7 protein-coding genes and 1 pseudogene are annotated in these 14,244 nt (G+C 51.4%); all 8 read left to right on the top strand.

Annotated features, from left to right (window positions below):
• Window positions 1–428: 428 nt before the first annotated feature.
• A complete protein-coding gene (locus ACTQZS_RS14970; protein ID WP_441476533.1) occupies window positions 429–1,454 on the top strand; it encodes a LacI family DNA-binding transcriptional regulator in 1,026 nt (341 codons plus the stop codon).
• Window positions 1,455–1,714: 260 nt separating this feature from the next.
• On the top strand, window positions 1,715–3,199 hold the full coding sequence (locus ACTQZS_RS14975) for a carbohydrate ABC transporter substrate-binding protein (protein WP_441476534.1): 1,485 nt from the start codon (window positions 1,715–1,717) through the stop codon (window positions 3,197–3,199).
• Window positions 3,200–3,334: 135 nt separating this feature from the next.
• The gene (locus ACTQZS_RS14980; RefSeq protein WP_441100454.1) at window positions 3,335–4,246 is read left to right on the top strand and encodes a carbohydrate ABC transporter permease; all 912 of its coding nucleotides are present in this window, start codon (window positions 3,335–3,337) and stop codon (window positions 4,244–4,246) included.
• A gap of 16 nt (window positions 4,247–4,262) precedes the next feature.
• Window positions 4,263–5,132: a carbohydrate ABC transporter permease gene (locus ACTQZS_RS14985; RefSeq protein ID WP_441476535.1), complete on the top strand. Its 870-nt coding sequence runs from the start codon at window positions 4,263–4,265 to the stop codon at window positions 5,130–5,132.
• Window positions 5,133–5,494: 362 nt separating this feature from the next.
• Window positions 5,495–6,457: an exonuclease domain-containing protein gene (locus ACTQZS_RS14990; RefSeq protein WP_441476536.1), complete on the top strand. Its 963-nt coding sequence runs from the start codon at window positions 5,495–5,497 to the stop codon at window positions 6,455–6,457.
• A gap of 102 nt (window positions 6,458–6,559) precedes the next feature.
• On the top strand, window positions 6,560–9,751 hold the full coding sequence (gene ileS, locus ACTQZS_RS14995) for an isoleucine--tRNA ligase (RefSeq protein WP_441476537.1): 3,192 nt from the start codon (window positions 6,560–6,562) through the stop codon (window positions 9,749–9,751).
• A gap of 259 nt (window positions 9,752–10,010) precedes the next feature.
• Window positions 10,011–12,509, top strand: a complete 2,499-nt coding sequence (locus ACTQZS_RS15000; RefSeq protein ID WP_441476538.1) for a glycogen/starch/alpha-glucan phosphorylase — start codon at window positions 10,011–10,013, stop codon at window positions 12,507–12,509.
• 83 nt (window positions 12,510–12,592) lie between these two features.
• Window positions 12,593–14,244 (top strand): annotated as a pseudogene (locus ACTQZS_RS15005) (hypothetical protein); the annotation flags it as partial.

Raw genomic sequence — 14,244 nt, forward strand, 5'->3', positions numbered from 1 at the left:
AGCCGGCTTTGTAATCGTCAGGATTCATCATCTGTCAGGTCTCTTGCGCGTGCTGCAACAGGCGGCATTGTAATCGTCGAGATTCATCATCTGTCAGATCTCTTGCGCGTGCCGCAACAGGCGGCATTGTAATCGTGAAGATTCATCAGCTGTCAGATCTCTTGCGCGTGTCGTTACAGCCGTCCCGACTGGATTTTCGAAGAATCTGTACGAATACGTTTTCGTAACTAGTTTTAGCTCATTATAAGCTTCAATTATTTGAAAGTAAATAGCGAAAACGTTTTCAAAGATAAAGTATATGTAAACTAAACAAAAATATCGGAATATAATTGTGAAATGACAATAATTGACGAATAACCGAAAACGATTTAGAATGAGGTCAACGAAAACGATTAAGCGAGACGGACCAAAGGAGAGATCAGGTCATCATGGTGACGATTAAAGACTTATCAAAACTGTGCGAAGTTTCTCCGGCGACGGTCAGCAAGGCGTTGAACGGCTACGGAGACGTAGGAAAAGAGACGACGGAGCGGATCCTGAGGGCAGCCCGGGAGATGCATTACATGCCGAACGCAGCCGCGAGACAGCTGAAGACCAATATCTCGCATAATATCGGAGTCGTATTTGAGGACGAGACCATGAGTGGCCTGACCCATGAATATTTTTCGCAGATTCTGAACAGCGCGAAGAATACGGTAGAAGCTCTCGGGTATGACATCACGTTTATCAGCCAGACCATCGGCGGGAGATCCTTCACGGAACACTGCAGATACCGCAAGTGCGACGGAGTGCTGATCGCCAGTGTGGACTTCACAAGCCCCGCGGTGCGGGAACTGATTGACAGTGAGTTTCCAACGGTAACGATAGACTATACGTTTAATGATCACAGCTGTGTGATGAGTGATAACGTAAACGGTGCGTACCGGCTGGTGCATTACCTCTATGACAAGGGACACCGGAAGATCGCGTTTATCCACGGAGAACAGACGTCGGTTACACAGAAACGGCTGAGCGGATTCTACAAGGCGTGCGGTGAACTCGGAATCGATGTACCTGAGGAATATGTCATCGAGGGCAGGTATCACGACACAAAGGTATCAGCAGAGGCAACACGTCGGCTTATGGAGCTGAAAGAACCGCCAACCGCGATTATGTACCCGGATGATTTCTCGTATATCGGCGGAAGCAATCAGTGTGAGCGAATGGGGATTTCCATTCCGGGAGACCTGAGCGTGGTCGGATACGATGGCATCAATCTGTCGCAGGTGATTCGCCCGAAGCTTACCACGTGGTATCAGGATGCGGCAAAGATCGGAGAGGTCTCCGGGAGAAAGCTGGTCGAGTCCATCGAGCACAAGAAGAGCTGCATCGCAGAGGAACTGCTCGTTGAGGGAAAGCTGCTGGAAGGACAGACGGTCAGAGATATTTCCGGAGATCCGCAGACTTCCGTGTAAGCGGTGCGCCGGATCGGGGATAACCGGGAAGTAAACGGGATCGTCTTCCATGGGACTTCCGTGTAAGCACTTTGAATGTGTCAGACGGGCGGTTGAACTGCAGAAAGCCCCGCAGCGAAAGCACGGATCAGATATACAGGCAATAATATTGCACCCAGATGTAATTCATACGTAGAGGTAACTTGTCGTTTCTAAAAAGAACTCTGTATTAAAATCCAAATTATTGCAGCAGAGCTATTTAATGTAAGGGAGGAAAAAACATGAAGAAACGTATGAGAACATTACTCAGTCTTGCAATGGCGGCGGCACTGGTAGTGCCGATGGCAGCGTGCGGCAGCAGCTCCACTGCTTCATCATCCGCGGCATCCTCGTCCGGATCGTCCGCAAGCAGTGCAAGTACATCTGCTTCTTCCAGTGCGGAGGAAGAGACCACGGCTGCTTCCTCAAGCTCGGCAGCCGAGGCAACGTCTTCGTCTGCGGATGCTTCCGGAGAGGGAACTGTTCTGAATATCCAGTGCTGGAATGATGAGTTCGCGAATCGTCTTGCGGCTCACTATCCGGGATTTGAGGCTGCTGATCCGAATGATGCCACGAAGGGCGGCAAGATCGGCGACGTTACCGTGAAATTTACCGTTACTCCTTCTGATGACAACGCATACCAGAACAATCTGGACACCGTACTTCCTGAGAACGCGGATGCATCAGCGGACAAGAAGGTTGATATTTTCCTGGTAGAAGCGGATTACGCGCTGAAGTATATTGACGCTGACGCGGATGTTGCGATGAAGCTCTCAGACCTTGGTATTACCGATGACGATCTCTCCAAACAGTATCAGTATACAAAAGATGTCGTGACGGACGCGAACGGAGATATCCGCGGTTCCTCATGGCAGGCATGCTCCGCAGGACTGATCTTCAACCGTGATATCGCGAAGAAAGTTCTCGGGACAGACGATCTGGACGCGGTTCAGGATGCGGTTTCCAGCTGGGACAAATTCAATGAGACCGCCAAGAAGGTAAAGGATGCGGGCTATCAGATGTGCTCCGCTATGGATACCTATCGTGTATATTCCAACAACGTTTCCGGACCGTGGGTTCAGGACGGCAAGGTTGTCGTTGATGACAACATCAAGGCATGGGCAGATGATTCCAAGGCTCTTGTAGACGCAGGCGAGGAGAACTCCTATGAGCTGTGGTCCGACGACTGGTCAAAGGGATTCTTCAAGGATACTCCGGTATTCTGCTACTTCGGACCGGCATGGCTGATCAACTTCTCGATGCACAGCGATGAGGACGGATCCGTCGGCAAGGACGGCGGCTGGGGTCTGGTAACAGGACCGCAGGGCTTCTACTGGGGCGGCACATGGATCTGCGCGGCAAACGGAACCGACAACCCGACGCTTGTAAAGGATATCATCCTGAACATGACGACAAACGATGATATCATGAAGGAAATCGCTGTTGATGATTCTGACTGTGTAAACAACAAGACCGTTCTGGATGCTCTCGCAAGCGACGAGTCCTTCGGAAACCCGATCCTCGGCGGACAGAATCCGTACGCGATGCTGTCAGCAGGTGCTGAGAAGGTAGATATGAGCAACATCTCCATTTACGATCAGGGATGCAACGAGGAATTCCAGACCGCGATGAAGAACTATTTCGACGGAAATGCTTCCTATGACGATGCACTGGCGCAGTTCAAGAGCGCAATTCAGGAGAAATATCCGGATGTCAGCGTAGACTGACGGAAGGAAAAGGAAAGGAGCGATGGATCCGTGAAAGCTTAAGGATCCGTCGTCCCGGTCGGGGATCTGCTCTGACGGATCCCCGTTTTTATACGCAGATATAAATCGGAGCCATTTGAGTCGGGAGGTCAGGGTATGGAAAAGCATAAGAAAAGCAGGATCAAAAGGCATAACCGGTACGGATATATTTTTCTGATACCCTTTATGGCGGTGTTTGTAATCTTTCAGATGATTCCGCTGGTTTCTACCATTTACAACAGTTTTTTTGAAAATTACAGATCGGGTCTGAAGCAGATCGGACCGAATTTCATCGGACTTGCAAATTACGCAAAGCTGTTTACGAGCGGTGATCTGCCGAAGTATTTCGCGAACACTATGATCATGTGGGTGCTTGGATTTGTACCCCAGATCGTAGTCTCGCTGGCGCTTGCAGCCTGGTTCACCGATCCGTCCCTGCACCTGAAAGCGCAGAGATTTTTCAAGACTGTGATCTATCTCCCGAACCTGATCATGGCATCGGCGTTTGCCATGCTGTTCTTCACCCTTTTTGCGGACAGCGGGCCTGTCAATTCGATTCTGATGTCTCTGCACCTGATTGCGAAGCCCTATAAGTTCATGTCTCATATCGGAAGCGTCCGGGGTATGGTCGCGTTTATGAACTTCCTGATGTGGTTCGGCAACACGACGATCCTCCTGATGGCAGGTATGCTGGGCATCGACTCGTCGCTGTTTGAGGCGGCCGAGGTGGACGGTGCCAATGCGAGACAGATTTTCTTCCGCATTACGATGCCGATTCTGAAACCGATTTTTGTGTATGTCATGATCACATCCCTGATCGGCGGCCTGCAGATGTTCGATGTTCCGCAGATCCTGACGAACGGAAGCGGAGATCCGATGCGTTCATCGATGACGCTTATCATGTATCTGAATAAGCATCTGTACAGCAAGAACTACGGAATGGCCGGTGCCCTTTCGGTGATTCTGCTGATCATTACCGGTTTACTGAGTATGGTTGTGTTCAAGACAACAGCGGACAAGCAGGACTGAAAGGAGGGGACAGGAGATGGCTGCAGTACAAAATAACGAAGAAAAAACAGCGAAGGGAACTGTCAGAGGAAGAAGAATTTTTTCCTATATAATACTCATCCTTCTGACCTTCCTGTGTCTGATCTGGTTCTACATTCTGTTCATCAATACCACCAGATCAAACGGTGAGCTGGGCAAAGGGTTTACACCGGTCCCGAGTTCACATTTAATTGAAAATCTGTACAATATGCTGCACGGATCGCTTCCCTTCGTGCGGGGCATGCTCAATTCGCTGATCATTGCCGGCCTCAGCGCCCTGTGCAGCACGTATTTCAGCACGATGACCGCATATGCGATTCACGCGTATGACTTCAAGGGCAAGAAGGCCATTTATACCTTTATCCTTGCGATCATGATGATACCGACGCAGGTGTCCGCGCTTGGCTTTGTACAGCTGGTCAGCAAGATGAATCTGATGGATCACTATCTCCCGCTTGTAGTTCCGGCTGTCGCGTCGCCGATTGTATTCTTCTATATGAAGCAGTACATGGACTCGAATCTTCCAGGATCTCTTCTGGAGGCCGCAAGGATCGACGGAGCCGGTGAATTCCGGATCTTCAACACCATCGTTATGCCGCTTATGAAACCGGCAATCGCGGTGCAGGCGATCTTCACCTTCGTCAACAGCTGGAACAATTACTTCACTCCCGCGCTGATTCTGCACAAGGAGAGCATGAAGACGCTTCCCGTGCTGATCGCGGAGCTTCGTTCCGCGGACTGGCTGAAGTTTGACATGGGACAGGTATATGCGTCCATCACCTTCTCCATCTTCCCGGTCATCTTCGTATATCTCTTCCTCTCGAAGTATATCGTCGGAGGAGTTACGGCCGGAGGTGTGAAAGGCTGATCCGGTATATAACAGGAGTTACGGCCGGAGGCGTGAAAGGCTGATCCGGTATATATCCGGAAATTGAATACTGATTCAGAAAGAGGCTGTGAAAGCGGGTACGCTTGAGCAGCCTCTTTGTTGTTGCCCGGGAAAGTTTTTCTTTATACGCACCGCGACACAGCGAAATTCGTCGTCAGTATGATTGCCGCTTGCGGGCATGACGGTTTTCTGTATACGCACCGCTTAAGTTCTTGCCGTACATAGATGGGGCGAACAGTAACTGGGCGGGTGGAGCTTTAGAAAGTAGTGCGGGTATGCATTGCGCGGCAACAAAGGGATGTGCTATGATAAAACTATCTATGCAAAAAGGACATGAAACAATGAATTATATTGTCTTTGATCTTGAGTGGAACCAGAGCCCCTACGGCAAAAGCCGGGAGGTGAAGCGTCTTCCGTTTGAGATTATTGAGATCGGGGCCGTAAAGCTGGATGAGAACCGGGAGATTGTCGATACGTTTCAGCGTGTGATACGGCCGGTTGTCTACAAATCTTTGAATTACCGCACGCGGGAGATTGTGCATATCGGCAGAGAAGAACTGAAGAATGGCGATTATTTTCCGGATGCGGTCCGGCAGTTCCTGGCCTGGGCCGGTCCGGAATCGATTTTCTGCACCTGGGGCACCGTTGATCTGACGGAGCTTCAGCGAAATATGAAATATTATCAGGTGCTTGAACTGCTGAAGGGACCGCTTCATTACTATGATGTTCAGAAACTGTTCGCGGTCCAGTTCGAGGACATGAAGAGCCGCAGAGCACTGGAATACGGGATTGATTACCTGAAGCTCGGAAAGGACGAGGAATTTCATCGGGCGCTGGCTGATGCCAGGTATACCGCGCTGATTTTTCAGAAGATCGATATGGATGTTGTGCTTGCCTACGACTCCATCGACGTGTATCAGAACCCGAAGAAGAAAACCGAGGAAATCCACACGATTTATAACGGGTACAGCAAATACATCTCCAGGGAGTTCAAAACCAAGGAGGAAGCGATGAAGGATCCGGAGGTCTGCAGTACCTACTGCTGCAGATGCGGAAGGAAGTCCAGGAAGAAGATGCGCTGGTTTTCCGTGAATTCGCGGAACTACTACAGCGTGGCCTGGTGTCCGGAGCACGGTTATCTGAAGGGAAAGATCCGGATGAAGCATACCGATGAGGGAAGGGTCTACGTGGTGAAGACCATCAAGATCAGCAGTGAGGCTGAGGCGGATGTGATCCGCAGCAAGCGGGACGGACTTCGCGCGAGAAGGCGCAAAAAAAGGCATGAAACCAGTGGAATGGCTTGACAATGCTTCAGCCGTCTTTTTATAATAGATTGCCTGAAAGGCATATATGGTTTTTTACATGTGACGAGAAAACATTGTAAACCAAAGGAGGAAATTACTGATATGTACCGAAAAGTCGATACAAACCTCAACTTCGTAGAGAGAGAGGGAGAGACAGAGAAGTTCTGGGAAGAGAACCGGATCTTCGAGAAAAGTGTAAAGAAAAATGAAGGGCATCCTATGTATATGTTCTATGACGGTCCGCCGACGGCGAACGGCAAGCCGCATATCGGACATGTACTGACCCGTGTGATTAAGGATATGATTCCCAGATACCGCACGATGAAGGGATATGAGGTCCCCCGGAAGGCCGGATGGGATACGCACGGACTGCCTGTTGAGCTGGAAGTTGAGAAGGAAATCGGCATTGAGGGCAAGGATGAAATAGAAGCCTACGGAATCGAGCCCTTCATCAAGAAGTGCAAGGAATCCGTATGGAAATACAAGGGAATGTGGGAGCAGTTTTCCGGCAAGGTCGGATTCTGGGCCGATATGGACAACCCCTACGTTACCTACTATGATGATTATATCGAGTCCGAGTGGTGGGCACTGAAGGAAATCTGGAAGAAGGGTCTTCTGTACAAGGGATTCAAGGTTGTTCCTTACTGTCCGAGCTGCGGAACGCCGCTCTCCTCCCATGAGGTTGCGCAGGGCTACAAGACCATCAAGGACCGCACCGCGATCGTCCGCTTCAAGGTAAAGGGAGAGGACGCATATTTCCTGGCATGGACCACCACGCCGTGGACGCTTCCCTCCAACATCGCGCTCTGTGTGAATCCGGAAGATGCGTACGCGAAGGTAAAGTGCGCAGACGGATATACCTATTACATGGCTGTCGCTCTTCTGGACAAGGTTCTCGGCCCTGTCGCAAAGGAGGAGGGAGAAAAGCCATACGAGATCCTTGAGACCTTTAAGGGAAAGGATCTGGAATACAAGGAGTACGAGCCGCTGTATCAGTGCGCGGCGGATGCGGCCGCGAAGCAGCACAAGAAGGCATTTTTCGTGTACTGCGATGATTATGTTACGATGACCGACGGTACCGGTATCGTTCATATCGCACCGGCATTCGGTGAGGACGATGCCCGCGTCGGAAGAAAATATGACGCGCCGTTTGTTCAGATGGTAGACGATCACGGCCGCCTGAAGCCGGAGACCGGAAAGTTCGCGGGAATGCGCTGCAAGCCGACCGAGCACGAGATGAAGGATGAGGGTGCGGTCAGCGCGGATCCCGAGGTCCTGAAGGATCTTTCCGAGAGAAAGCTTCTGTTCGCGGCTCCGAAGGTAGAACATGATTATCCGCATTGCTGGAGATGCGACACTCCTCTGATTTACTATGCGAGAGAGTCCTGGTTCATCAAGATGACAGCCGTTAAGGATGATCTCGTGCGGAACAACAAGGAGATCAACTGGATCCCGCCGACGATCGGAGAAGGCAGATTCGGAAACTGGCTGGAGAATATCCAGGACTGGGGTATCTCGAGAAACCGTTACTGGGGCACGCCGCTTCCGGTATGGACCTGTCCGGACTGCGGAAAGCAGATCTGTGTCGGCTCCAGAAAGGAACTCGCGGAGCTGACTGGAAATCCGGACGCGGAGCACACCGAGCTTCACAGACCTTATGTGGATCAGTTCACGATCAAATGTCCGGACTGCGGAGGCGAGATGCACCGTGTGCCGGAGGTTATCGACTGCTGGTTTGATTCCGGAGCGATGCCCTATGCGCAGCTTCATTACCCATTTGAGAATAAGGAGCTGTTCGAGAGGGAGTTCCCGGCGCAGTTTATTTCCGAGGCGGTGGATCAGACCAGAGGTTGGTTCTATTCTCTGCATGCCGAGTCCACACTGCTGTTTAACAAGCCTGCGTACAAGAATGTAATCGTGCTCGGCCTTGTGCTGGACAAGGACGGCAACAAGATGTCCAAGTCCAAGGGCAATGCGGTGGAGCCGATGTCCGCGCTGCGCAAGTTCGGAGCGGATGCGATCCGCTGGTACTTCTATATTAACAGCGCGCCGTGGCTTCCGAACAAGTTCCATGACAAAGCTGTGATGGAGTATTCGAGAAGATTCATGGGAACGCTCTGGAATACCTATGCGTTCTGGGTGCTTTACGCGAATATCGATAATTTTGATCCGACAAAGTATAAGCTGGATTATAATAAGCTTTCTGTCATGGACAAATGGCTTCTGTCCCGTCTGAATTCTACAATCAAGGAGACGGATGCGGATCTCGATCAGTACCGGATTCCGGAGGCTGCGAAGAGTCTGGAGTCCTTTGTCGACGACATGAGCAACTGGTATGTGCGCAGATCCCGTGAGAGATTCTGGGCGAAGGGAATGGAGCAGGACAAGATCAATGCGTACCTGACGCTTTATACCGCTCTTGTCGAGCTCTGCAAGGCAGCGGCTCCGATGATTCCGTTCATGACAGAGGACATCTATCAGAACCTCGTCCGCAGCGTGGACAGCAGTGCTCCGGAGAGCATTCATCTGTGCGATTATCCGACCGTGAACGAGGCGTGGATTGATCAGGAGCTTGAGCAGAACATGCGTGAGGTCACGAGAATCGTCGTGCTCGGACGTGCCGCGAGAAATGCTTCCGGAATCAAGAACCGTCAGCCGCTTTCCAGAATGTATGTCAAGGCGGACTTCCGTCTGGATGACTTCTACACCAAGATTGTGACCGATGAGCTGAATGTAAAGTCCGTAGAATTCTCGGATGATCTGAAGGTGGAGTACAGCATCAAGCCGCAGCTGAAGACAGTCGGTCCGAAGTACGGCAAGCTGGTCGGAGGCATCCGGAAAGCCCTTTCCGAGCTGGACGGCGCAGAGGCGGTAGCGGAACTCAACGCGAACGGTGTGCTGACGATTTCTGTGGACGGACAGAGCATTTCTCTTTCAAGAGAGGATCTTCTCATTGATATCGCGCAGACCGAGGGCTATGTGGCGCAGGCCGATCAGGGCGTGACCGTGATGCTGGATACCACATTGACTCCTGAGCTGATTGAGGAGGGCTTCGTCGCGGAGCTGATCAGCAAGATTCAGACGATGCGTAAGGAAGCCGGATTTGAGGTTATGGACCGCATCAAGGTCTACGCAAAGGGCAACCGTCATATCGCGGACATTCTGAAGGCGAACAAAGAAAAGATCTCCAGAGTCGTTCTGGCCGATGATATCGTGATCGGCGAGACGGCCGGCTATACCAAGGATTGGAAGATCAATTCTGAGGAAGTCACTCTGGGTGTCGAGAAACAGTAAGGATATTTCTGGGAGCCCGGATCTGCCGGACTCCCTAATGTCATATCAGCGTCAGGTAAGCCAGAGAAGCTGCGAAGCAGCAGAGAGACGCGGGGGTCTGTACAGCTGTCAGACCATATTTTATGGCGCCATGTATGGTATGGCTGTTTCATTGAGGTGAGCGCCGGCGGAGAAGATAACCCGCGAGGTGTGTTTGTCTCGTTGTCCGTAGGTACGCCGGTGAGTCTCCGGCAGTGTTTTTTCAGTGAAAGGGGAAAGAATGCTTAATCCGATATTCAAGAAAGATAATTTCAAGAAGGAAGTTAAAGATGAGATCAGAAGACTGTTCCGGACGACTCTGGAGGAAGCAAGCAATCATCAGATCTACCAGGCGGTATGCTATGTCGTCAAGGATGTCATTATCGACAACTGGATGGCGACCCAGCAGACCATGAAGAAGGATGATCCGAAGATCGTTTACTACATGTCGATGGAATTTCTGACCGGAAGATATCTCGGCAATAACCTTCTGGCGCTTACCGCATACGGTGAGGTGAAGCAGGCACTGGATGAGATGGGAATTGATCTGGATGCCATCGAGGATGAAGAAAGAGACCCTGCACTTGGAAACGGCGGACTTGGAAGACTGGCTGCCTGCTTCATGGATTCGCTTGCCACCCTCGGCTACACCGCTTACGGCTGCGGAATCCGTTATCACTACGGCATGTTCAAGCAGGAGATAAAGGACGGGTATCAGATTGAGAAGCCGGACAACTGGCTGAAGGACGGAAGCTACCCCTTCGAGCTGAAGCGTCCGGAGTACGCGAAGGAGATCAAATTCGGCGGGTACGTCGCGGTTGACTATGATGAGAAGACCGGCAGAAATTACTACCACCAGGAGGGCTATCAGTCGGTACGTGCCGTTCCCTACGACCTTCCGATCGTAGGCTACAACAACAATGTGGTAGACACCCTGCGTATCTGGGATGCGGAGGCCATCAATGATTTTTCTCTGGATTCCTTTGACAAGGGTGATTACTACAAGGCGGTAGAGCAGGAGAATCTGGCACAGACGCTGACCGAGGTTCTCTACCCGAACGACAATCATATGGCCGGCAAGGAGCTTCGCCTGAAGCAGCAGTATTTCTTCGTTTCCGCAAGCATCCAGACCGCGGTGAAGAAGTTCCTGAAGGGACATGATGATATTCATAAGCTTCCGGAGAAGGCGTGCTTCCATATGAACGACACACATCCGACGCTTACCGTCCCGGAGCTGATGCGGATTCTTCTGGACGAGCAGCATCTGGAGTGGGATGAGGCCTGGGAGATTGTGACCAAATCCTGCGCTTATACGAATCACACCATCATGGCCGAGGCTCTGGAGAAATGGCCGATCGAGCTGTTCTCCCGTCTGCTTCCGCGTATCTATCAGATTGTCGAGGAGATCAACCGCAGGTTCTGTGAGGCAGTCAAGATCAAGTATCCGCAGAACAGCGATGAGAAGATCCGCAGCATGGCGATTATCTACGACGGCCAGGTGCGGATGGCAAACCTTGCGATCGTAGGCGGATTCTCGGTAAATGGTGTTGCGAAGCTTCATACCGAGATTCTGGAGAAACGTGAGTTGAAGGATTTCTATGAGATGTATCCGTGGAAGTTCTCCAACAAGACAAACGGAATCACACAGCGGCGCTTCCTGCTTCACGGAGATCCGCTTCTGGCAGAGTGGGTAACCGGTCACGTCGGCAAGGAGTGGGTAACAGATCTGTCCACGATCAGCAAGCTTGCCATCTATGCGGATGATGAGAAGGCGCAGGCGGAATTCAGCAATATCAAGTACCAGAACAAGCTTCGTCTGGCAAAATATATTCAGGAGCACAACGGAATCGAGGTCGATCCCCGTTCCATCTTCGACGTACAGGTAAAGAGACTGCATGAGTATAAGCGCCAGCTGCTGAATATTCTTCATGTGATGTATCTGTACAATAAGATCAAGGAGCATCCGGAACTTCCGTTTTATCCGAGAACCTTCATTTTCGGAGCGAAGGCAAGTGCGGGCTATGAGCGCGCAAAGAAGATCATCAAGCTGATCAATAATGTGGCGGATGTGATCAATAATGACGCGAGCATCAAGAACAAGATCAAGGTTGTCTTCATCGAAGACTATCGCGTGAGCAACGCGGAGATTATTTTTGCGGCGGCGGATGTATCCGAGCAGATTTCCACCGCGAGCAAGGAGGCATCCGGAACCGGAAATATGAAGTTCATGCTGAACGGTGCGCTGACGCTGGGAACCATGGACGGCGCAAATGTAGAGATTGTCGATGAGGTCGGCGAGGATAACGCCTTCATCTTCGGACTGACTGCTGAGCAGGTCATCGATTATGAGAAAAACGGCGGCTATGATCCGATGCAGTATTTCAACAACGACGCCGATATCCGTCAGGTTCTCATGCAGCTGATCAACGGCATGTATTCCAACGGAGACATGGAGATGTTCCGGGACATCTACAATTCCCTTCTGTACCCGCAGAACGGAAACCGCGCAGATGTTTACTTCATTCTCGCGGACTTCAAGTCCTACGCGGCCGCTCAGGAACGCGTGGAATCCAAGTACCGCAATTCGGAGGAGTGGTACAAGAGCGCAATTCTGAATATTGCACATTCCGGAAAGTTCAGCTCGGACCGCACCATCCAGGAATATGTCGATGACATCTGGAAGCTTGACAAGATCGAAGTGAAATCATCTGATTTTCGTGGAGAGGTTTCACCGGAATAACCAGTTGTGCCCGGGGAGCGCAGGCAGCGCATGGATAAGGGATTTCAAGGAGTATAGATAAGATAAACGGGAGGCGATAAACCTTGGATAAAGAGGAATATCATCAGAAATTAGACGAACTGACGGCTTATGTCAGGGAGAAGGATTATGAAAACGCCCTGAGCATCGTCGATTCGATTGACTGGCGCCGTGTCAAGAGCATTAACACCCTGAACATGGTGGCAGATGTATATGAAGTAAATAAGGACTATGAGAGCGCTAAGGATATTCTGGTTCTGGCGTACAGCCGCGCTTCGATCGGGCGGAATATTCTGTACCGCCTGGTAGAGGTCTGCATCCGTCTGAACCAGATCGACGAGGCGGAAAAATATTTCCGGGAGTTTTCCAAGGTCGCCAAAAACGACAATTCACGCTGCCTTCTGCAGTATAAGCTGTTCAAGGCAAAGGGCGCGCCGCTGGAGGCACAGATCGATGTGCTGGAGGAATACAAGGAACGGGAGTATACCGAGCGATGGGCTTATGAGCTTGCCGTCCTGTATTCGAAGGCAGGTGATACAAAGAAATGCGTGGAAACCTGCGACGACCTGATTCTGTGGTTCAGCGAGGGCAGATATGTCATGAAGGCCATGGAGCTTAAGAAGCAGTACGCGGCTCTGACACCTTCACAGGAGCAGAACTATAACCGGATGAAGGCAGCGGCAAACCGCCGGAAACAGGAGCAGAGTGCCGTTGTGGCTTCTGAGGATACAGAGAGCACAGAGGAGGATGCTTCCGCGAGAGCCGGGATATTTAAGGAAGAGGAAAGGGAAGTTCCGGAATCATCGTCATTCGTGAAGCGTGACAGAAATCGCGGGGAAGCCGCTGGTTCTCTGGAGTCAGAAAATCAGGTTTCCGGAAGAGGAAAGCGTTCGGAGCAGGAACATCCGGCGGAGTCCGCGGCCGTGGAATTCAAGGACAGACTGGAGAAGGGCTTCCATCACGTAATACACTCCTTTACAGAGGAAAGTGATGATTCCGGAAGAAATCGGGATCAGAATGCGACCGTCGATTCCGGAAGAAATCCGGGCCGGTATGCGGGATCTGATCTCCGCGGAACTTCAGATGCCGGGCGGACAGCCGATACAGAGAGAGCTTCAGATGAAGATCTGCGATCGGACATCGAGAGAAGCGCTGACGAATCGCAGGCTTCGCGTGCCGGCAGAAGTGCAAGACCGTCAAATAATCCGGAATTGAAACAGCAGAATTCTGTTTCAGAGAGAAAACTGACGCCGGCAGCTGCCGCGGCTGAGAAGGCGCGCAGAGAAGGAACCAGCAGGAAAATGAATACCGGAGATTTTAATCTGGATGCATTCCTCGCTGAGACAGCGGGATCCTTCTCGAGCGAAATCGCAGCGGGAGCTGCGAAGAAGGAGACGGCAGGTGATGCGAAAGCCGAAGCTCCTGTGAAAGAGGCAGGCATCGCGAAAGCTGAGGCTTCTGCAAAAGAGGCAGGCACAGTAAAGGCTGAGGCTCCTGCAAAAGCAGAAGCTCCCACAAAAGCGGAAGGGGCTGCGAGAGATGCAGTACCTGTGGAAGAGACAGAGGCTGTCGAAATCGAGACTCCGAAAGCAGAGGCTGAGATTGTGGAGGAGAAGGTCTCTGACAGGACAGGGGTTAAGACCGGGACCCGGTTTGAAGAGGCCGAGGTAGTCGAGGAAGAATCACCGGAAGAGGCCGAAGTGGTCGAGGAAGAATC

This window comes from Bilifractor sp. LCP19S3_H10, from assembly GCF_052119185.1.
Lineage (GTDB): Bacteria > Bacillota > Clostridia > Lachnospirales > Lachnospiraceae > Bilifractor.

What these genes read in the sequence shown, in the direction of transcription:
- ACTQZS_RS14980 (WP_441100454.1), top strand. Translation starts at nt 3,335, where the DNA reads ATGGAAAAGCATAAGAAAAGCAGGATCAAAAGGCATAACCGGTACGGA.
- ACTQZS_RS15000 (WP_441476538.1), top strand. Translation starts at nt 10,011, where the DNA reads ATGCTTAATCCGATATTCAAGAAAGATAATTTCAAGAAGGAAGTTAAA.
- ACTQZS_RS14970 (WP_441476533.1), top strand. Translation starts at nt 429, where the DNA reads ATGGTGACGATTAAAGACTTATCAAAACTGTGCGAAGTTTCTCCGGCG.
- ileS (WP_441476537.1), top strand. Translation starts at nt 6,560, where the DNA reads ATGTACCGAAAAGTCGATACAAACCTCAACTTCGTAGAGAGAGAGGGA.
- ACTQZS_RS14975 (WP_441476534.1), top strand. Translation starts at nt 1,715, where the DNA reads ATGAAGAAACGTATGAGAACATTACTCAGTCTTGCAATGGCGGCGGCA.
- ACTQZS_RS14990 (WP_441476536.1), top strand. Translation starts at nt 5,495, where the DNA reads ATGAATTATATTGTCTTTGATCTTGAGTGGAACCAGAGCCCCTACGGC.
- ACTQZS_RS14985 (WP_441476535.1), top strand. Translation starts at nt 4,263, where the DNA reads ATGGCTGCAGTACAAAATAACGAAGAAAAAACAGCGAAGGGAACTGTC.